General features: G+C 69.4%; 16 protein-coding genes and 2 pseudogenes. 9 read left to right on the forward strand and 9 right to left on the reverse strand.

The window, feature by feature from the left end; genetic code table 11:
* Together E1267_RS03215 and E1267_RS03220 are read left to right on the forward strand one after the other, a co-directional pair.
* Nucleotides 1-840, forward strand: a complete 840-nt coding sequence (locus tag E1267_RS03215) for an amino acid ABC transporter permease (RefSeq protein WP_246063391.1) — start codon at nt 1-3, stop codon at nt 838-840.
* Nucleotides 837-1,580 carry an amino acid ABC transporter ATP-binding protein gene (locus tag E1267_RS03220; protein WP_132329588.1) on the forward strand — a complete coding sequence of 248 codons (744 nt, stop codon included), beginning with the start codon at nt 837-839 and terminating at the stop codon, nt 1,578-1,580. Before E1267_RS03215 ends, E1267_RS03220 begins: the two co-directional genes overlap by 4 nt.
* A gap of 4 nt (nt 1,581-1,584) precedes the next feature.
* On the opposite strand, the gene E1267_RS03225 is transcribed toward E1267_RS03220, so the two are convergent.
* Nucleotides 1,585-3,057 (reverse strand): APC family permease, encoded by a 1,473-nt coding sequence (locus E1267_RS03225; RefSeq protein WP_246063393.1) that lies wholly within the window; start codon nt 3,055-3,057, stop codon nt 1,585-1,587.
* A 65-nt stretch (nt 3,058-3,122) separates the two neighbouring features.
* Entirely contained in the window at nt 3,123-4,424 is a 1,302-nt protein-coding gene (locus E1267_RS03230; protein ID WP_132329590.1) for an MATE family efflux transporter, read from the reverse strand.
* Between the two features lie 280 nt (nt 4,425-4,704).
* Here E1267_RS03230 and dnaB point away from each other — a divergent pair, with 280 nt between their 5' ends.
* Together dnaB and E1267_RS03240 are read left to right on the forward strand one after the other, a co-directional pair.
* Entirely contained in the window at nt 4,705-8,400 is a 3,696-nt protein-coding gene (gene dnaB, locus E1267_RS03235; RefSeq protein ID WP_132329592.1) for a replicative DNA helicase, read from the forward strand.
* A 262-nt stretch (nt 8,401-8,662) separates the two neighbouring features.
* Nucleotides 8,663-9,670 (forward strand): phosphotransferase enzyme family protein, encoded by a 1,008-nt coding sequence (locus E1267_RS03240; protein ID WP_132329594.1) that lies wholly within the window; start codon nt 8,663-8,665, stop codon nt 9,668-9,670.
* Between the two features lie 233 nt (nt 9,671-9,903).
* Here E1267_RS03240 and E1267_RS03245 read toward each other — a convergent pair.
* A pseudogene (locus tag E1267_RS03245) lies at nt 9,904-10,959 on the reverse strand (GDSL-type esterase/lipase family protein); the annotation flags it as partial.
* Between the two features lie 10 nt (nt 10,960-10,969).
* Nucleotides 10,970-11,143: pseudogene (locus E1267_RS46140) on the reverse strand (TetR family transcriptional regulator); the annotation flags it as partial.
* Between the two features lie 206 nt (nt 11,144-11,349).
* On the opposite strand from E1267_RS46140, the gene E1267_RS03255 reads away from it, so the two are divergent.
* Nucleotides 11,350-11,802: a universal stress protein gene (locus E1267_RS03255; protein WP_132329597.1), complete on the forward strand. Its 453-nt coding sequence runs from the start codon at nt 11,350-11,352 to the stop codon at nt 11,800-11,802.
* A gap of 30 nt (nt 11,803-11,832) precedes the next feature.
* Here E1267_RS03255 and soxR read toward each other — a convergent pair whose 3' ends face one another.
* Nucleotides 11,833-12,336, reverse strand: a complete 504-nt coding sequence (soxR, locus tag E1267_RS03260; RefSeq protein WP_132329599.1) for a redox-sensitive transcriptional activator SoxR — start codon at nt 12,334-12,336, stop codon at nt 11,833-11,835.
* A gap of 9 nt (nt 12,337-12,345) precedes the next feature.
* Entirely contained in the window at nt 12,346-12,777 is a 432-nt protein-coding gene (locus tag E1267_RS03265; protein ID WP_212746143.1) for an Lrp/AsnC family transcriptional regulator, read from the reverse strand.
* 56 nt (nt 12,778-12,833) lie between these two features.
* On the opposite strand from E1267_RS03265, the gene E1267_RS03270 reads away from it, so the two are divergent.
* Nucleotides 12,834-13,748, forward strand: coding sequence for an SMP-30/gluconolactonase/LRE family protein (locus tag E1267_RS03270; protein ID WP_181957738.1), 915 nt, complete (start codon nt 12,834-12,836; stop codon nt 13,746-13,748).
* 2 nt (nt 13,749-13,750) lie between these two features.
* Here the strand turns inward: E1267_RS03270 and E1267_RS03275 are convergent, their stop codons facing one another.
* Both E1267_RS03275 and E1267_RS03280 read right to left on the reverse strand, forming a co-directional pair.
* Nucleotides 13,751-14,473 carry an ABC transporter permease gene (locus tag E1267_RS03275; RefSeq protein WP_201760626.1) on the reverse strand — a complete coding sequence of 241 codons (723 nt, stop codon included), beginning with the start codon at nt 14,471-14,473 and terminating at the stop codon, nt 13,751-13,753.
* Between the two features lie 5 nt (nt 14,474-14,478).
* Nucleotides 14,479-15,384 (reverse strand): ABC transporter ATP-binding protein, encoded by a 906-nt coding sequence (locus E1267_RS03280; RefSeq protein WP_132329602.1) that lies wholly within the window; start codon nt 15,382-15,384, stop codon nt 14,479-14,481.
* 108 nt (nt 15,385-15,492) lie between these two features.
* Between E1267_RS03280 and E1267_RS03285 the strand changes: the two genes are divergently transcribed.
* The 3 genes from E1267_RS03285 to dnaN all read left to right on the forward strand — a co-directional run bounded on the left by E1267_RS03285 (nt 15,493) and on the right by dnaN (nt 18,745).
* Nucleotides 15,493-16,920: a sensor histidine kinase gene (locus E1267_RS03285; protein WP_132329604.1), complete on the forward strand. Its 1,428-nt coding sequence runs from the start codon at nt 15,493-15,495 to the stop codon at nt 16,918-16,920.
* On the forward strand, nt 16,920-17,573 hold the full coding sequence (locus E1267_RS03290; RefSeq protein WP_132329606.1) for a response regulator: 654 nt from the start codon (nt 16,920-16,922) through the stop codon (nt 17,571-17,573). Before E1267_RS03285 ends, E1267_RS03290 begins: the two co-directional genes overlap by 1 nt.
* 74 nt (nt 17,574-17,647) lie before the next feature.
* Nucleotides 17,648-18,745 carry a DNA polymerase III subunit beta gene (gene dnaN, locus E1267_RS03295; protein WP_132329608.1) on the forward strand — a complete coding sequence of 366 codons (1,098 nt, stop codon included), beginning with the start codon at nt 17,648-17,650 and terminating at the stop codon, nt 18,743-18,745.
* Here dnaN and E1267_RS03300 read toward each other — a convergent pair.
* The gene (locus tag E1267_RS03300; RefSeq protein ID WP_132329610.1) at nt 18,740-19,414 is read right to left on the reverse strand and encodes a FadR/GntR family transcriptional regulator; all 675 of its coding nucleotides are present in this window, start codon (nt 19,412-19,414) and stop codon (nt 18,740-18,742) included. The genes dnaN and E1267_RS03300 overlap by 6 nt on opposite strands.
* Nucleotides 19,415-19,471: the final 57 nt, after the last annotated feature.

Raw genomic sequence — 19,471 nt, forward strand, 5'->3', positions numbered from 1 at the left:
GTGAGCAAGTGGGTCAAGTCGGAGCGGCAGGCCGAGCGCGAGCGCATGCGCAGGTCGCGCAGCCGCCGCACGGCCTCCATCGCGACGGCTTCGACGGTCGTCTTCGTCGTCATGGTGGGGTGGATCGTGACGAGCTCGCCGGGCTGGCCGCGGGTGAGGGAGACGTTCTTCGACTTCGGCGAGTTCCGCGAGGCGCTGCCCGACGTGCTGGACGGGTTTCTGCTCAACATCAAGATGTTCCTGATCGCCGAGCCGCTGATCCTCGTCGTGGGGCTGCTGGTGGCGCTGGCGAGGGGCATCAGGACGCCCGCGTTCTTCCCGATCCGGGCGCTGGCCACGCTCTACACCGACGTCTTCCGCGGCGTGCCGACAATCCTGGTGATCTACCTGGTGGGGTTCGGGCTGCCGGCCCTGCGGTTGCAGGGCATTCCCACCGACCTGGCCACGCTGGGCATCATCGCGCTGACCCTCTCCTACGGCGCGTACGTGGCGGAGGTGTTCCGCTCGGGCATCGAGTCGATCCATCCCAGCCAGGTGGCCGCGGCCCGCTCCCTCGGGCTGAGCCACGGCAAGGCCATGCGGTTCGTGGTGTTGCCGCAGGCGACCCGCAGGGTGGTGCCGCCGCTGCTGAACGACTTCGTCTCGCTGCAGAAGGACACGGCGCTGGTGGCCACCATCGGACCGCTGGAGGCGCTTCGGCAGGCGCAGATCCACGCGGCCAGCACGTTCAACTACACGCCCTACCTCGCCGCCGCGCTGCTGTTCATCCTGCTCACCATCCCCATGGCCAGGTTCACCGACCATCTGGCCGCACGTACGCGCAGGAGGCGTGGCGTATGAGCGTCCTCTCGATCGACGGGGTGTGGAAGACCTTCGGCGGGCACAGCGTGCTGCGCGGCATCGACCTGGAGGTCGAGGCGCACGAGGTGGTCAGCCTGATCGGCGCGTCGGGTTCGGGCAAGTCCACGCTGCTGCGCTGCGTCAACCTGCTGGAGACCGTGGACGACGGCACGATCCACCTCGACGGCGACGAGATCACCGATCCGCGCGTGAACGTCGACGACGTGCGCAAGCGGCTGGGCATCGTGTTCCAGGCGTTCAACCTGTTCCCGCACATGACCGTGCTCGACAACGTCACGCTGGCGCCCCGGCAGGTGCACCGGGTGGCCAGGGGGCCGGCGGAGGAGCAGGCGCACGACCTGCTGGCCAGGTTCGGGCTGGCGGACAAGGCGCGGGCCTACCCCGACCAGCTCTCCGGCGGCCAGCAGCAGCGGGTGGCGATCATCAGGGCGCTGGCCACCCAGCCGCGGCTGATGTTGCTCGACGAGGTCACCTCGGCGCTCGACCCGGAGCTGGTGGTGGAGGTGCTGGGCATCATCAGGGAGCTCAAGGACGCGGGCATGACGATGATCCTCACCACCCACGAGATGGGCTTCTGCCGGGACATCTCGGACACGGTCTGCTTCCTCGACGGGGGTGTGCTGTTGGAGAAGGGCCCGCCCGAGAAGATCTTCAACGAGCCGGAGAACGCGCGCACCCGGGAGTTCCTGAGCAGTGTGCTGGAATCGGGACGGTTCTGAGAGGTCAGCGCCGGTGCCGTCCGCGGGACGGCTCGACGGGGTCGCGGGGGCGGGCCAGCACACTGTGGCGGCGGCCGTACACGAGGTAGACCAGCAGGCCGAAGGCCATCCACAGGACGAACCACGCCCAGGTCTGCACCCGCAGGTTGACCATGAGCCAGAGGGTGGCGACCAGCGAGAGCGCGGGCAGCACGGGTGAGAGCGGCACCCGGAAGCCGCGCTCCAGGCCGGGCATGCGCCGCCGCATCACGATCACGCCCGCCGAGACGAACAGGAACGCGAACAGCGCGCCGATCACGACGAACTCCTGCATCGTGAGCACCGGCACGAACTCGGCGAGCAGGATCGCCACGAAGCCGATCAGCAGCGTCACCCTGGTGGGCGTGTGGTAGCGGCGGCTGACCGACGCCAGCCCGCGGGGGATCAGCCCGTCGCGGGCCATGGAGAACAGCACCCGCGTCTGCCCCACGATCAGCACCAGGATCACGGTCGTCAGGCCGAGCACCGCTCCCACGTCGATGACGTGCACCATCCAGTCGACGCCCGCCGTACGGAACGCGCTGGACAGCGGCGCCTCCACCGAGATCCGCGTGTACGACACCATGCCCACCATGACGAGGGCGACCGCGAGGTAGATGACCGTGGTGAGCACCAGGCTGCGGATCATGCCCCTGGGCACGGCTTCGGAGGCGTTCACGGTCTCTTCGGCCGCGGTGGCGACCACGTCGAACCCGATGTACGCGAACGCGATGGCCGAGGCCGCCGCGAAGATGCCGAACCAGCCGAACGCCTGGCTCTCACCTACCACGATCTCCAGCACGGTGGCCGGCGGGGTCGGCAGCGACCTGGGCGGCACGTAGAACTCGCCGATGTTCGCCACGTCGACCTGGGTCAGGCCGACGACGATCACCGCGCCGACGGCCACCAGCTTGGCCGACACCATGATCCACAGTGCCCGCAGTCCGACCCGCGCGCCGAGTGCGACGATGCCGGTGAGCGTCAGCAGGATCACCAGCACCAGCACGTCGCCGACGAGTTCGGGGTTCGGTACGCGCACGCCGAAGGCGGTGACGGCCCCGACCGTGATAGCGGCCCACGCCCTGGCCACCACTGCCGCGGCGAACTGCAGCTCCAGGATGAGCGCCCAGCCGATGATCCACGCCCAGACCTCGCCGAAGATGACGTACGTGAAGGTGTAGGCGCTGCCGGAGGCCGGCATCGTGGACGCCAGTTCGGCGTAGCACAGGCAGGCGAGCAGGCACGCGATCCCCGCGATCATGAACGAGAGGATCACGCCGGGACCCGCCGTGGTGGCGGCCTGCCGGCCGGCGATGCTGAAGATGCCCGCACCGATCATCACGCCGAACCCGAGCACCACGAGATCGGCCGGGCGGTAGACCTCGGCCAGGCTGTGCCGGGCGCCGGTGCGCAGCCCGCGCGCCTCAGAAGGAGGCAGTCGTCGCAGAATCGTGGACACGGAACACCCCTCAGGGACCTCGCCCACCATGTCTCACCACGTGGATGAGGGCAAGCACGGGCAGGTCACGCCCCTGTCACCAGCCAGGCAGTGCCGGCGGCCCGGCGTACCAGGGTGATCAGGCGCGCGAACATCCACACCCCGAGCGCGCACCAGAGAGCGACCACGCCGAAACCGGTGGCGAGAAATGCGGCCGGCAGGTAGGCCAGTGTCGTCCACACCCCCGCCCACGCGAGGTAGCGCTGGTCGCCCGCGCCGATCAGCACGCCGTCCAGCACGAACACCACCCCGCACACCGGCTGGAACAGCGCGACCGGCCACAACACGGCCAGCAGCAGCCCGGCGACCGCGGGATCGGCGTCGAACAGCCCGGGCAGCAGCGGCCGCGCCGCGAGCACGAGCCCGCCGAGCGCGATGCCCGACCAGATGCCCCACTGGACCATGCGTCTGGTGGCGTCCTTGGTGGCGGCGACGTCGCCGGCGCCGAGCGAACGCCCCGTGATGGCCTGCCCGGCGATGGCGATGGCGTCGAGGGCGAAGGCGAGCAGCGTCCAGACCTGGGTGGCGATGGCGAACGCGGCCAGATGGGCCTGGCCCATCCTGGTGGCGACCATGGTGGCCACCAGCAGCACGACGCGCAGACATATCGTACGGATGAGCAGCGCGGCCCCCGCCGTGCCCGCCTGCCGGAGCCCTTCGAGGCGGGGCGTCAGCGCCGTACCGAGCCGCAGCGCCCCTCTGACCACCACGACGAGATAGACGGCGGCGCCCAGCGTCTGCGCCAGCACGGTGCCCCAGGCCGACCCGGCGATGCCCCACCCCAGGCCCAGCACGAACCAGGCGTTGAGCGCCGCGTTCAGCGCGAACGAGCCCACGGCCACCACCAGCGGCGTCACCGTGTCCTGCAGCCCGCGCAGCACGCCGGTGCCCGCCAGAACGACCAGCATCCCGGGCGCGCCGAGCAGGCTGATCCGCAGGTACGTCACCGCCTGCGCGCTCTGTTCCTGCGCCGCCCCGAACACCTCCACGATGGCCGGCGCGAGCGGCCAGCACACGGCGATGAGCGCCACGCCGATGCCCAGCGCCAGCCAGATCCCGTCCACGCCGCTGCGCATGGCTCGATCGTGGTTGCCGGCGCCGCTCTGGCGTGCCACGGAGGCCGTGGTGCCGTACGCGAGGAACACACAGAGGTTGACCAGCGTGGTGAGGACCGCGCCCGCCACCCCCAGCGCGCCCACCGCCGTGGTGCCCAGGCCGTGTCCCACGATGGCGTAGTCGGCCAGCAGGAACAGCGGTTCGGCGACCAGTGCGCCGAACGCGGGCACGGCCAGCCGCAGGATCTCCCGGTCTCTGGCGGTAATGGGCATTGCTCCATTATGGGCCTTACACGGCATGTCGGGAAAACTTTCTTCCCTCCACAGTCGGTGGACAGTCTTTGCCCAGGTCAGGATGGGTTCGGTGAAGACCCGAAAAGGTTATCCACAGCCCCGTCCACAGGCCTTTCACAGGCTGGGGGCGACAGTGCACAGCTTGACCACAACGTTGTCCACAGGCCACGTTGCCGACTGACCGCGACTCCGAGAAACTGTCAGACCGGTCGACTACAAGTGGGGGTGGTGCGACCACCTGCGAGGTTGAGGGGGCGCAATGAGCATTGACGAGGAGACCGGTGGCGCTGGCCCAGGTTTCGAGCGCACCCCGCCGCACAACATCGACGCGGAGCAGTCGGTGCTGGGCGGCATGCTCCTGTCGAAAGACGCCATCGCCGACGTCGTCGAGATCCTGCGTTCCGACGACTTCTACCGCCCCGCGCACCAGATGGTCTACGACGTCATCACCGACCTCTACGGCAGGGGCGAGCCCGCCGACGCCGTCACCGTCTTCGACGAGCTGCAGAAACGCGGCGAGATGGCCAGGGTCGGCGGCGCCGCCTACCTCCACACCCTCACGGCCGTCGTCCCCACCGCCGCCAACGCCGGCTACTACGCGAAGATCGTCCGGGAGCAGGCCATCCTGCGCCGTCTCATCGAGGCCGGCACCCGCATCGTCTCCTTCGGTTACGGCGGCCAGAACGAAGAGGTCGACGACCTCGTCGACCGCGCCCAGGCCGAGATCTACCAGGTCACCGAGCGCCGCACGTCCGAGGACTACGCGCCGCTGGCCGACATCATGCCCGGCGCACTCGACGAGTTGGAGGCCATCGGCAGCCGCGGCGGCCAGATGGTCGGCGTGCCCACCGGATTCCAGGACCTCGACCAGCTCACCAACGGCCTCCACCCCGGGCAGATGATCGTCGTCGCCGCCCGCCCGGCCATCGGGAAGGCGCTCGCGCTCGACACCCCGCTGCCCACGCCTACGGGCTGGACGACGATGGGTGAGGTCAGGGTCGGCGATCAGCTGATCGGAGCCGACGGACGCCCGACGCGGGTGGTCGCCGCAACGGACATCATGTACGCCCGGCCGTGCTACGAGGTGGAGTTCAGCGACGGCACCGTGATCGTCGCGGACGCTCAGCACCAGTGGCGCACCACCACCCGCGCGTCCAGGCGGGCCGCGCACGTCCACTGGTCCGGCACAGCGGTGGAGGAAGCCCGCCGGTCGGCTTGTACGGAGCCTGACAAGCAGGTCACTCACCGCGAAGCGCTCGCGGTCGTGGGGGACACGTTCCGGTCCGTCGGCAAGATCCCTGCCCGCGTGGGCGGGCCGGTCCGCACCGGCTACGTACGACACCTCCCCGCCTACCCGGCGGCGGAGCGTGTGACGACGCCGAAGTACGCAGCCCTGACGGCAGAGCACAAGAGCGTGGTCACCACCGAGGAGATCGCGGCTTCGTTGCGCTGTGGGTCTGACCACCGGCCCAACCACGCGGTGGCGGTCGCGGCGCCCTTCGACCTCGCGCCACAGGATGTGCCGCTGCCGCCGTACGCGCTCGGCGTCTGGCTCGGTGACGGCGAGAGCGCGGCGGCACGCTTCACCACGACCGACCCTGAGATCATCGCCCATCTGAGGGCCGAAGGGCTGCGCATCACGCGGGCGGGCTCCACCATCACCTATCGCATGAGTCTTCCCGTGGCGGCGCCGACGTGTCCTGATCGTGGTCGGCCTACGAGCGGCCTGCGATATGGAACCGTTGAGGGCATTCTGCGTACGCTCGGAGTCCTCCGTGACAAGCACATCCCGCCGGTCTACCTGCGTGCGTCGGAGCAGCAGAGGCGTGAACTGCTGGCCGGCCTGCTCGACACCGGCGGTGATGTCGGCGCAGCCGGGCGGATCCGGCTCGCGCTGACGAACCGAAGCCTCGCCCATGACGCTTTCGAGCTCGTCCTGAGCCTCGGCTACGAGGCCACCATGCGGACGAAGCCGGTCGACGGCCGGACCGAGTCCACCTGCTACGTGATCGACTTCACCACTCCCGACAAGGTCTTCCGGCTGTCCCGCAAGGCGTCCAGGCAGGTTGGCACGGCACAGCCGACCATGCTGGTCCGCTACATCGTCGACGTCCGCCCTGTCCCATCGCGCCCGGTCCGATGCGTTGAAGTGGACAACGCCGATCACATGTACCTTGCGAGCAGATCATGTATACCGACGCACAACAGCACGCTCGGTCTGGATTTCGCCCGGTCTGCGGCTATCAAGCACGGGATGGCCACGGTCATCTTCTCGCTGGAGATGTCCCGCAACGAGATCACCATGCGCCTGCTGTCCGCCGAGGCCCGCGTGGCGCTGCACGCCATGCGCTCCGGCATGATGGGCGACGACGACTGGACCCGCCTGGCCCGCCGCATGAGCGAGGTGGCGGAGGCGCCGCTGTTCATCGACGACTCGCCCAACATGTCGATGATGGAGATCCGGGCCAAGTGCCGGCGGCTCAAGCAACGTAACGACCTGAGATTCGTGGTCATCGACTACCTCCAGCTGATGAGCTCGCCGAAGCGGGTCGAGAGCCGCCAGAACGAAGTCTCCGAAATCTCCCGTGCCATCAAGCTGCTGGCCAAGGAGCTCGAGGTGCCCGTCATCGCGATCTCCCAGCTCAACCGAGGCCCCGAACAACGCACCGACAAACGCCCACAGGTGTCCGACCTGAGGGAGTCGGGCTGTTTGACTGCAGATACTCGCATTCTTCGGGCCGACACCGGCGCGGAGGCGTCGCTGGGCGATCTGCTGGAGTCGGGGGCGCGTGACATTCCGGTGTGGTCCCTTGACGAGAGGCTCCGGCTTGTCCCGCGGACCATGACCCACGTGTTCTCCAGCGGTGTGAAGGACGTCTTCCGGCTGCGGTTGAAGTCCGGCTCGGAGATCACAGCGACGGCCAACCACCCTTTCATGACCTACGACGGGTGGCGGCCCCTTGGCGAGCTTCGGCCTGGAGTGCGGCTTGCTGTTCCACGGCACGTCTCAGCACCTCAGAAGCTTCAGGAGTGGCGGGAGGACGAGGTCGTCCTGCTCGCCCACATGATCGGCGACGGATCCTTCGCCAGGCGGCAGCCGATCGGTCCTCGCAGCCACGAGAAATTCGTCCCTGACGGAGTTTTCTCACTTCCGACGCGGCAGGTCGCCCTGTTCCTGCGGCACCTGTGGGCAACCGATGGGTGCATCTGGTGGGACGACAAGGTGGGGCAGGCGAGGATCTACTATGCCTCGACGAGCCGGCGACTGGTCGATGACGTCGCACGACTGCTTCTGCGGTGCAACGTGATGGCTCGCGTCAAAGAGGTGCGAAAGGGCAACCACTGGCCGTGCCATCAGTTGTTCGTCTACGGTGTGGAGAACCAGCTCCGGTTCTTGAAGGAGGTGGGGGCGCACGGCGAGCGTTCGAAGCAGGCCGATCGATGCATCACTCTCCTCCAGGAGATCAAGCGTGATGCCAATGTCGACACGGTTCCGCGTGACGTCTGGGGCCGCGTTCGAGGCGTTCTGGCAGAACGAAGCGTGAGTCATCGCCAGTTCTGCGGCAGCACGCTGGGGAAGCATGCACCGACTCGGGGACGGCTGGGCGAGGTGGCTGCAATTCTCGGCGATTCCGATCTCGAGATGTTGGCGACGAACGATGTGTTCTGGGACGAGATCGCCTCGATCGAACACCTGGGTGAGCAGCCGGTCTACGACGCCACGGTGCCAGGCACCCACAACTTCGTCGCGAATGGCATATCTGTCCACAACAGCATCGAGCAGGACGCCGACATGGTGATCCTTCTGCACCGGGAGGACGCGTACGAGCGGGAGTCGCCCAGGGCGGGCGAGGCCGACCTGATCGTGGCCAAGCACCGTAACGGCCCCACCGCCACCGTGACGGTGGCGTTCCAGGGCCACTACAGCCGCTTCGTCGACATGGCCCAGCACTAGCGCGGCCGCTGTAGGGTCCGCGCTTTGATGTCCCTTTCCGCGTCGCCTTGTCCCATAGATGGCCCTTAGGACACCATTCGCGGACTCGCAGGTCTACAGGGTCGCATGATCTAGCGATGTTTGTCCTTGCTCGGTGAAGGTGGTGCGGCTCAGTCAAGCTGACGTCGTGACTCAGTAGGTCTGATGTCGGCTCAGTGAAACCGATGCGGGCGCGCCTATAACCGGTTGCGCGCCGGTCTGGGCATGCCGCCAGAATTGGCGCGTGAGCGCGCCCGCCGATCTCGAGTTCCTGCCACGGCTGCTTGCAGCGTGGGGTTTCCCCCCGGGCACGACGATCACCCGAGCCGAGCAGGGAACCAACAACCAGACGTTCATGCTCCGCCAGGCGGACCTCCGATTCGTGCTCCAGGTCAGCCAGTCCCTGTCCGCCGCGCAGGTGGACGCCGAGCACCAGATCTTGCGGTGGCTACGGCAGGCCGGACTTCCCTTCCAGGTGCCTGAGCCAGTCGCCGCGCTCAGCGGGTACACGGTGATCGAGACCGCGGCCGGGCCCGCGACCGTCTGCCGGTGGATCCCCGGCGTGCGGCCCGACCTCACGGGCCAGACGGCACTCGAGCGCTTCGGTCGGGCGGCCGGGCTGCTCGGCGAGGCGATGCTGGGCGTGCCGCCAGAAGACGGGCTGGGGCACTGGCGCGACAATCCTCTGACGCATCCCGCCGTGCCGCACATTGGCGCCCTTTGCCGTCAGCTGCGCGCCGCCGGGATCAGCACGGAGCGGGTCGCCCGTCTCGACGCCGTGGCGCGCCGCGTCGAGCGGGAGTGGCTTGCGGGCGGCGGCGCGCTGCCGACCCAGGTCATCCACGGTGACCTGGCGGCCTCGAACGTGCTGGTCGACGAGGACACCGGAGAGGTGAGCGGGGTGCTCGACTTCGAGTTCGCCGGGGTCGGCTTTCTGGTTCAGGACGTGACGGCGGCGCTGTTCTACAGCGGGGCCTTGGAGACGCGCGACTGGCAACTCCGCACGGCGGCCTTTCTCCGGGGGTACGCCTCGGTCCGCCCGCTGGACGCCGCCGAGGCCGACGCGCTGCCCCGGCTGCTCCTCGCCCGGGCCGTCGGTAGCGCTCTGTCGCGAGGGGGCCGCTGGCTGAACGGGAAGGCAGAGCTCGGCGAGGTCGCCGACCGGATCCGTAAGCTGGAGGACACGACCCGCTGGCTCGACGCCAACGGCGGGAAGCTCCGGTCACTCGCGACCGCCGGCGGGCACGGGTGACTCTGACGGGCGGCTGGCGCGTCCAGAGGTCGCGTTCACCTTCGCCTGGAGCAGGCGGGTAATCGAGTCGCGCGGCTGGGAATCCGAATGGTGGAGCGAGCCGGATCCGGTCGAGACCGAGAACATCCGGTTTCCCGGCGGGCCTGCTCAGGCCTGCTCGGGGATGTCGACGATGTCGCCGTTGCCCCAGCCCCCGAGCGCCGGGCCTCACAGGGTAATCGGCCGCGCGGCCCTCAGCCGGTCTTCGCGGCGAAGGGGCCGCCGTCGCCGAAGACCAGCCGCGCGAAGTTCTCGCCGATGCGGCGGTGCCCTGCGGGATCGGGGTGGATCTCGTCGGGCAGGGGGAATTCGGCGTAGTCGCTCTCGCCGTAAAGGGCACGGCCGTCGAGGTAGTGCAGGTTCGGGTCGTCGGCCGTACGTTGTTCGACGATCCGCGCGAGTTCGCCACGGATGACGTTCAGGGTCAGGCGGCCGGCGGCGCGCTCGGCCGGGTCGCCCGTGGCCTTGAACCGCAGGGTCACGCCGTCGTAGTCGGGCGCGAGCGGGCCGGGGGTGTCCTCCTGGACCGGGCACAGGATGCTGGACACGACCAGCAGCGGAGTGGTCGGATGCCCCTCGCGGACGGTGTCGAGGAAGCCGTGGACCGCAGGGGTGAAGGCGCGCAGGCGCATCAGGTCGCCGTTGACGACATTGATGCCGAGCTTGACGCTGATCAGGTCGGCGGGGGTGTCCCGCATCGTACGTGCCGTGAACGGATCCAGCACGGCGCTGCCGCCGAACCCGAGGTTGACCAGGTCCACCTCGCCCTGGGCGGCGGCCAGGGCCGGCCAGATGGCGGTCGGACGGGTGGCGTTCGAGCCGTGGCTGATCGAGCTGCCGTGGTGCAGCCACACCCTGCGCCCGGTGTCTCGTGCCGGCTCGACCGGGGCATCGGTACGCAGGGCGATCAGCTCGGTGACCTCCGTGTGCGGGAGCCAGATCTCGATGTCCTTGTCGCCCGCCGGCAGATCGGTGAACCGGGCGGTGCCGGCCGGCCCCTCACGCACTTCGAAGGACTGGGTGACCATGTCGGTGATCGTGCGGAGCCGGCCGCCTGCCACGGTGGCCTGGGCGGCGAGCCGGCCGTCGGCCAGCAGGTCGTACACGCCGTCCGCCGGGGGAGGGTACCCCTGGATGACCCGTCTGGTGGGCAGGGTGTCCAGCTCGATCGTGGTGGCCCGGGTGCGGAAGACCAGGCGTACGCCGGAGGGCTGGGCCTCGGCGATGGCCAGCCGGTCGTCGGGGATCTGTCTGTCGGTAGGCGATCCTGGTCCTGAGGTCGTGAGAGCTCTTCAGGTGCGAGTAGGGGCTCGCGACCTTGACGTCGAACCGCCGGGCGAGCGCCGAAACGGTCACCTGGTCGAAGCCGACCTCGTCGGCCAGCTCCGCCCCCGCCCGGGTCAGCCGTTCGGGGGTCAGCCCTGCTCTCACCATGAGCTTCCTCCTGTTCGCCGACAACTATAAGGAATTTCCCTAATAGCTTTAGGCAGGGGTGAGGAGCGCGGACGGCCGGTCACACCCGCCGTCCGTCCGTGACGGTGTGACCGAGCAGACAGCGGCCCCCGGAATGGCGCCTGATCGCTCCGGTGCTTCACCGGTGGAGCTTCGGTGCTCTGCCGAAGAGCGAAGGGAAGAACGCCATGACCATCCTCGTCGCCTATGACGGCTCGGCCGACTCGCGCGCCGCCATCGAGTTCGCGGCCAAGCACCTGACCGCCGAGCCCACCGTCGTCGTCACGGTGTGGGAGCCGCTGCTCGTACAGATCAGGAGATATCCGCTGGTCGCGGCGGCGTTCGGCGTGGGAGCCGAGGACGAGGCTCACACGCAGGCCGAGCAGCATGCGAAGGAGGGGGCGGACCTGGCGGTCGCGGGCGGGATGTCCGACGTCACCTACCGGGCGGTGGCCGACAACGAGTCGATCTGGAAGAAGATCGTGGACGTGGCGGACGAGATCGATGCCTCGCTCGTCGTCATCGGCTCGCGCGGCCTGGCAGGGGTCCGGTCGGTGCTGCTCGGCAGCGTCTCCAACCACGTGCTGCACCACGCGGGCCGGCCCACGCTCATCGTCCCGCCGCAGAAGAACCCGTCGTAGGAGGAGCCGCGGCACGCGGGAGAACAGGGCTCAGGACACCTCGGTCGGCGGGACGCAGCAGGACGTGTGGGGAGGGCACAGCCGGGTGTCGATGCGCCGCGCGCCCGGCCCCTCGTCGCCGAGCCGATCGTACGGGTTCGCCACCGGGCACCGGTCCAGCGACAGGCAGCCGCACCCGATGCACTCGGTGAGATCGTCGCGCAGCCGCTGGAGCTGCTCGATGCGGTCGTCGAGCTCGCTCCGCCAGGCGGCCGACAACCGGGCCCAGTCGTCGCGGGTAGGGGTGCGTTCGTCGGGTAGCCGGCTGAGGGCGTCCTTGATGGTCTTCAAGGGGATGCCGATGCGTTGCGCCAGCCTGATGAAGGCGACCCTGCGCAGGCTGTCGCGGGCGTAGCGGCGCTGGTTGCCGGCCGTGCGGCGGCTCGTGAGGAGCCCCTTGGTCTCGTAGAAGTGCAGGGCTGAGACGGCGACACCGCTGCGCTCGGCGAGCTGGCCCACGGTGAGCTCTCGTGTGTTCCAGGCGACCTTCGTCATACCTGAAGTTTACTTGAGGGTCCGTTCGAAAAGCGTCTCCAGGACGACGACCGTCTGGGTGCCGGTCACCCCGTCCACCCCGAAGACCTGACGCAGGAGGTCCTGCAGTTCCTTGGGTCCGCTCGTACGCACCTTGAGCAGCACCGACGCGGGACCCGCGATGACGTGCGCCTCCTCGATCTCCGGGATCGCGGCCAGCCGGTCACCGCTGTCGCCCATCCATGTGCTGCCGTCGACCAGCACGTAGGCGGTGACCGTGCGCCCCATCGCCTCCTGGTCGACCTCGATCGTGGTGCGCCTGATGACGCCGCGCTCGCGCAGCTTGCGCACCCGCTCGTGCGCGGCGCCGCTGGACAGCCCCACCGCTTTGCCGAGCATCGCGTACGACCGCGTCGCGTCGTCCTGCAGCAGACCGATCAGCATCCTGTCTATATCGTCCACAGCAGGATGATATCTCGTACTTTGCCCTACGCTCCGAACTCCGTATGGTAGATGCCATGATGGACACGATCCCCACCGAGTTCGACGTGCTCGACGAACGGTTCGCCGCGGTCAACGGAGACGACAGGGTCGAACGCCTCCACATCGGCACCCGCTGGGCAGAGGGCCCGGTCTACTTCCCGGCCGGCCGGTTCCTCGTCTGGAGCGACATCCCCAATGACCGCATGCTGCGCTGGGACGAGACGACCGGCGTGGTCGGCACCTTCCGGCAGCCCGCCGGCTACTCCAACGGCAACACCCTCGACCGCGAGGGCCGGTTGATCAGCTGCGAGCACGGCAACCGCCGGGTCACCCGCACCGAGCACGACGGCTCGATCACGGTGATCGCCGACCGCTGGCAGGGCAGGCGGCTCAACAGCCCCAACGACGCGGTGGTGCGCTCCGACGGCTCCGTCTGGTTCACCGACCCGCCGTACGGCATCCTCAGCGACTACGAGGGCCACGCGGCCGAGCAGGAGATCGACGGCTGCCACGTCTACCGCGCGGACCCGGTGACGGGCGGGGTCCTCGTCGTGGCCGACGATTTCGTGCGGCCCAACGGCCTGGCCTTCTCGCCGGACGAGAGCCTGCTGTACGTCGCCGACACGCGGGCCAGGCACATCCGGGTGTTCGACGTACGCGACGACGGCTCCCTCACGGGCGGCAAGGTGTTCGCCGACGGCTCCGCGAACGACAATTTCGACGGGATCCGGCTCGACGACACCGGCCGCGTCTGGACCGCGGCCGGCAAGGCGGTGCTCTGCTACGACCCCGACGGCACGCTGATCGGCCGGCTCGGGCTGCCGGAGTTCACCGCCAACCTGGTGTTCGGCGGGCCCAAGCGCAACCGCATGTTCATCACGGCCTCGACCTCTCTCTACTCGCTGATGACCAGCGTGACCGGCGCGCTTCCCGTGTGGGCCGCGCGCTAGCCTCACTCCCACCGGAAGAGCCGTACGGCCAGACCGCCGAAGATCACCAGCCCGGCGGCCACCACCGCGAGGTGCCCGAGCTCGGGAGACTGCCCGGCCCAGGCGTCCTTGAGCGCCTGGGCGAACGGCCCGGCCACGGAGAAGTCGCTGACGGCGCGCACCGCGTCCGGCATGATGTCGCGCGGCACCCACATCCCGCCCAGGAACATCAGCGGGAACATCACCACGGCCCCGATGCCGGGCGCGGTCTTGCCGTTCGGCGCGAGCGCGGCGATCACCAGCCCGATGGCCAGCAGCGCGGCGGTGCCCAGCAGGAACACGAGCACGAAGACCACCGGCCGCCCCGGCAGCGGCGCGCCGAACACCACGGCGGCGGCCACGATGAGCAGGGTCGCGGACACCACGCCGACGACCAGGTTGATCAGCAGCTGCACGCCGAGCAGCCGCGCGGGATGCACGGGCGTGGTGGACATCCGCCGGAGCACCCCCCGCTCCCGGTACGTGGTGAGCACCGCGGGCACGATGTTGCAGGAAAGCGTGAGCAACGCCAGCAGCGTCATCATGGTGGGCAGCTGGGCGTCCACCATGCGCTCGCCCGACTCCCCGGCCTGCGTCATGACCGGGATGCTGAGGCCCAGCACGAGCAGCAGCCCGAGCGGCAGCCCGATGGTGAACAACAACGTCGGCCAGTCACGCAGGTAGAGCCTGGCCTCCAGGACCAACATCTTCGTCACGAGAGTTTCCTTCCGGTGAGCGCGAGGAACGCGTCGTCGAGCGTGGCCCGCTCGATGCGCAGGTCTCCGGGCACGATCTGCTGCCGGGCGAGCGCCAGGGTGACGGTGGGGGCGAGGTTGCCCGAGCCGGTCACCACGACCTGGTCGCCGCTCCTGGTCACGTCGCGCACCTCGGGCAGGGCGAGCAGCACGGCGTCGTCGACGGGCGCGGACGGCCGGAACGTCACCCGCTGCTCGTCGCCCACCTGCGCGGTGAGCCCCGACGGCGTGTCGATGGCGGCCACCTTGCCGACGTCGATGAGCGCGAGCCGGTCACAAAGGCGTTCGGCCTCCTCCATGAAGTGCGTGACGAGCACGATCGTCACCCCGGATGCGCGTACCTGCTCGACCAGCTCCCAGGTGTCCCTGCGGGCCTGTGGGTCGAGCCCGGTCGTCAGCTCGTCCAGCACCGCCACGCGCGGCCTGCCGACCAGCGCGAGCGCGACCGACAGCCGCTGGCGCTGCCCGCCGGAGAGCTTCTTGAACATGGTGTCGCGCTTGCCGCTGAGCCCGACCCGCTCGATCAGCTCGGACCAGTCGGCGGGGTTGGGGTAGAAGGAGGCGTACAGGTCCATGGCCTCCGACACCGTGATCTTCTCCGGCAGCTCGGCGGTCTGCAGCTGCATGCCCAGCACCCGACGCAGTCCGGCCCGGTCACGCCGGGGGTCGAGCCCGGCCACCTGTACGGTGCCGCCGTCCGGCACCCGCAGGCCCGCGACGCACTCCACGGTCGTGGTCTTTCCCGCGCCGTTCGGGCCGAGGATGCCGAAGATCTCGCCCTCCGCCACCTCGAAGGACACGTCCTCGACCGCAACGTGGTTCGGATACTGCTTGCGCAGGTTCCTGACCTCGATGATTTTCATGTCATCGACGCTAGAAATCCGGCGGGAGCGGGGGAATCCGGGTGGATGCCCGCCAAGGGTGTACTTAGATGCAGTGACCGTGGCGCACCGTTGCCGCAGACTAGAGGCATGCTTCGCAGCTTCGGCCGGATTCTGGTGCTTCTCGCGTTCCTCGTCCTCGAGGTGCCCGCGATCCCGCTGACCGGGCTCATGCTGCTGCTGACGTTCGGCCTGGGCATGGTCTTCCTGTTCCCGTGGCAGGTGATGATGGTCCGGGGCCTGGCCGAGCTGAACCGGCGGCTGATGCGCAGGTGGACGGACATCGAGATCGAGCCCCCGTACCTGCCCGAACCGCCACCCCCGGTGCCGCAGGCGGACGGCATGTACCGCTCCGACCGCACCCTCTACAAGACGCCCAGGATCCCGGCGTGGAACAACCGGTGGAAGTGGCTGCTCACCGACCCGGGCTCGTGGCGTGACCTGCTCTGGCTGGTCCTCGACGTGGTGGTGAAGCCGCTGCTGGTGCCGCTGTTCGTCGTGCTTCCCGCACGCGGCCTGCGCCTGTACGCGCAGTGGAGCGAGCTGCTGCTCGGCGCGACCACCGCCAGCCGCCTGGCGGGGCAGGTCAGCCATCTCAAGCGCACCCGCAACCTGGCCAACGACTCCAAGGCGGCCGAGATGCGCAGGATCGAGCGCGACCTGCACGACGGCACGCAGGCCAGGCTGGTGGCCATCGGCATGACGCTGGGCGCCGTCGAGCAGCTCGTCGACCAGGACCCCAAGGCTGCCAAGGCGCTGCTGGCCAAGGCCAGGGACGCCTCCTCCGAGACGCTGACGGAGCTGCGCCGGGTCATCCGGGGCATCCATCCGCCGGTGCTGGCCGAGCGCGGGCTGGCCGACGCCGTCCGCGCGCTCGCCATGGACAGCCCGATGGACGTCACCGTCGACATCGACCTGCCGCACCGGCCCGACGCTCCGGTGGAGGCCGCGGTCTACTTCGCGGTCAGCGAGCTGCTCTCCAACGCGGCGCGGCACGGCAACGCCCGCAAGGCGACGGTCGACGTCAGCGCCAACGGCCCTCACCTGCGCATCTCGGTCACCGACGACGGCATGGGCGGTGCCGACCCGTCGAAGGGCACCGGCCTGTCGGGCATCGAACGGCGGCTGGCCGCCTTCGACGGCGTGCTCGCCCTGAACAGCCCGCCGGGCGGGCCCACCACCGTGACGATGGAGCTGCCCCGGGTGCTGCCCGAGCACTGGGCGGGCGACGTGCACAAGATGCCGCGATGGAAGACGGTGGCGGTCGTCATGTTGTGGGCGACGGCCTGGTGCCCGACGATGCCGCAGGGGGTCGTGGCGGGCGTCTTCAAGGTCCTGGGAACCGAGGAGAAGGCCTGGTTCCTCGCGCTGCACCTGCCCGAGTTCTGGCAGTGGCCCATGATTCTGGGCATGATCACGGTGGGTCTGTTCATGCACGTCCTGGCCATCCGGATCCCGGCCGCCCACAACCGCGAGCGCTTGCTCACCGGCAAGCCGGCGGCCAAGGTGTTGTGCTGATGACAAACCGTGTTCTCGTCGCCGAAGACCTCTACCTGCTCAGAGACGGGCTGGTCCACCTGCTCCAGGCCCACGGCTTCATGGTCGTGGCGGCCGTGGAGAGCGGGCCCGAGTTGCTCAAGGGCCTGGTGGAGCTCCGCCCCGACGTCTCCATCGTCGATGTACGGCTGCCGCCCACGTTCACCGACGAGGGCCTGAAGGCCGCCCTCGCGGCCAGGGAGAAGGTGCCCGGCCTGCCGATCCTGGTGCTGTCCCAGCACGTCGAGCAGCTCTACGCCCGCGAGCTGCTCGCCGACGGCTCGGGCGGCATCGGCTATCTGCTGAAGGACCGCGTCTTCAACGCCGACCAGTTCGTCGACGCCGTACGCCGGGTCGCCGCGGGCGGCACGGCCATGGACCCCGAGGTGATCGCCAAGCTGCTGGCCAGCAACGCCAGGGACGAGCCACTGGCCGCGCTGACCCCCCGCGAGCGGGAGGTGCTGGAGGCCATGGCGGAGGGCCGGTCCAACGCGGCCATCTCCCAACGCCTCTACCTCAGCGAGAGCGCCGTGGCCAAGCACACGGCCTCCATCTTCGGCAAGCTCGGCCTGGCGCCGTCCGACGACGACAACCGGCGGGTGCTGGCCGTTCTGGCGTACCTGAACAGCCGCTAGCCTCGCCGCCCGCCCCGAGTTGTCGGTCCCAGCGGCTATTTTCATAGGGGCAGGCGACGAAGAGGTGGTAACAGGTGAAGATCCGGGTTAACCGCGATGTTTTGGCAGATGCGGTGGCGTGGGCTGCCCGAATGCTGCCCAGCCGCCCTGTGGTGCCCGTTCTGTCCGGGCTGTTGCTGGAGGCGGGCGACGAGCTCACCCTGTCCGCGTTCGACTACGACGTCTCCGCGCGGGCCGCGATCGACGCCGACGTGGCCGAGACGGGCAGCGTGCTGATCCCCGGCCGGCTGCTGGCCGAGATCAGCCGGAGCCTGCCCGCCGACGACGTGGAGATCGTCACCGAAGGCGCAGAGGCGGTGCTGACCTGCGGCAGCGCCGAGTTCGGGCTGATCACGATGCCGGTGGAGGACTTCCCGACCATGCCGGCCATGCCGGCGAGCGTCGGAGCGATCGGCGGCGGCGTGTTCGCCGCGGCCGTCGGCCAGGTCGCGCCGGCGGCCAGCCGCGACGACACGCTGCCCATGCTCACCGGCATCAGGGTCGACATCGAGGGCGAGTCGGTGGCGATGGCGGCGACCGACCGCTACCGCATCGCCGCCCGCGACTTCTCCTGGCGTCCGGTCGCCCCCGACGTCGCCGTCTCCGCCATGGTGCCTGCCCGCGTGCTGGTCGAGGTGGCCAAGTCGCTGCGCGGCGGCGAGGTGTCGGTCTCGATGGGCGACGGGGTCGCCGGGTTCGAGAGCGTCGGCCGCAGCACGACCGTGCGCCTGCTCGACGAGCAGTTCATCGACTACCGCTCGCGGCTGACCAACGACTGGTCGATCAGGGCCGACGTGGCGGTGGCGCCGTTCGTCAACGCCATCAAGCGGGTGGCCCTGGTGGCCGAGCGCAACACCGCGATCCGGTTGTCGTTCAGCCAGGGCCAGGTGCTCATCCAGGCCGGCGGGGGCGACATCGGCCGCGGTACCGAGGTGGTCGAGTGCGAGCTGCGCGGCGACGACATCCAGGTCGCCTTCCAGTCGCAGTTCCTGCTCGACGGGCTGACCGGCATCGAGAGCGAGCTGGCGCGCATCAACATGGAGTCGCCCACCAGGCCCGCCCTCATCCAGGACGTGCCCGGAGACGCCCAGCCCGTCTTCCGCTACCTCGTCATGTCGCTGCGCCAGTCATGACTCGGTGAGGGCGATGAGGATGTGCTCCATGCAGGCGTGCCCCGCCCGCTCGGCGGCCGAGGCGTCGCCGGCGGCGATGGCTCTGGCGATCGCGTCGTGGGGGATGTAGCTCCTGTTCAGCGACGTGCCCGCGGCCGTGATGCTGGCCCGCAGCGCCGCCGAGAAGTCCTCGTAGAGGTCGATCAGCACCATGTTGTGGGTGGCGTGCGCGACCGCCATGTGGAAGGCCAGGTCGGCCTCGACGAAGTGGTCGGGGTCGTCCAGCTCCCAGGCCCGGTCACGCTCGGCCAGCGCCGCCTCGATGCGCTGGATGTCCTCGTCGGTGCGCCGGGTGGCGGCCAGGCGCGCCGACTCGACCTCGAGCGCGCGGCGCACCTCGAAGATCTCGAGCTGCTCGGCCTGGCGCAACCGCCGCAACATCGCGCCGGACAACTCGCTTGTGGCCCGGACGTACGTGCCGTCGCCCTGGCGGCATTCGAGCAGCCCGGCGTGCGTGAGCGCGCGTACGGCCTCCCGAACGGTGTTGCGGCCCACACCGAGCTGCTCGGCGAGCACCGTCTCGGTAGGGATCTTGCCGTTCATCGGCCACGTCCCTGAGGTGATCTGCTCCTTGAGCTGCTCGATCACCTGGTCGACGAGCGAAGCCCGCTGCGCCGTACGCAGACTCACAGTCCGCCTCCTCCGGGAAAGCCAATCATCCTATGAGTGAATGACTGGTAGACCCTA

The organism is Nonomuraea longispora (assembly GCF_004348345.1).
GTDB classification, from domain to species: domain Bacteria; phylum Actinomycetota; class Actinomycetes; order Streptosporangiales; family Streptosporangiaceae; genus Nonomuraea; species Nonomuraea longispora.

Bases quoted from the DNA above. Each gene is read 5' to 3' on its own strand.
- E1267_RS03220 (WP_132329588.1), top strand. From the start codon at position 837: ATGAGCGTCCTCTCGATCGACGGGGTGTGGAAGACCTTCGGCGGGCAC.
- E1267_RS03230 (WP_132329590.1), bottom strand. From the start codon at position 4,424: ATGCCCATTACCGCCAGAGACCGGGAGATCCTGCGGCTGGCCGTGCCC.
- dnaB (WP_132329592.1), top strand. From the start codon at position 4,705: ATGAGCATTGACGAGGAGACCGGTGGCGCTGGCCCAGGTTTCGAGCGC.
- E1267_RS03255 (WP_132329597.1), top strand. From the start codon at position 11,350: ATGACCATCCTCGTCGCCTATGACGGCTCGGCCGACTCGCGCGCCGCC.
- soxR (WP_132329599.1), bottom strand. From the start codon at position 12,336: ATGACGAAGGTCGCCTGGAACACACGAGAGCTCACCGTGGGCCAGCTC.
- E1267_RS03270 (WP_181957738.1), top strand. From the start codon at position 12,834: ATGATGGACACGATCCCCACCGAGTTCGACGTGCTCGACGAACGGTTC.
- E1267_RS03275 (WP_201760626.1), bottom strand. From the start codon at position 14,473: ATGTTGGTCCTGGAGGCCAGGCTCTACCTGCGTGACTGGCCGACGTTG.
- E1267_RS03280 (WP_132329602.1), bottom strand. From the start codon at position 15,384: ATGAAAATCATCGAGGTCAGGAACCTGCGCAAGCAGTATCCGAACCAC.
- E1267_RS03285 (WP_132329604.1), top strand. From the start codon at position 15,493: ATGCTTCGCAGCTTCGGCCGGATTCTGGTGCTTCTCGCGTTCCTCGTC.
- E1267_RS03290 (WP_132329606.1), top strand. From the start codon at position 16,920: ATGACAAACCGTGTTCTCGTCGCCGAAGACCTCTACCTGCTCAGAGAC.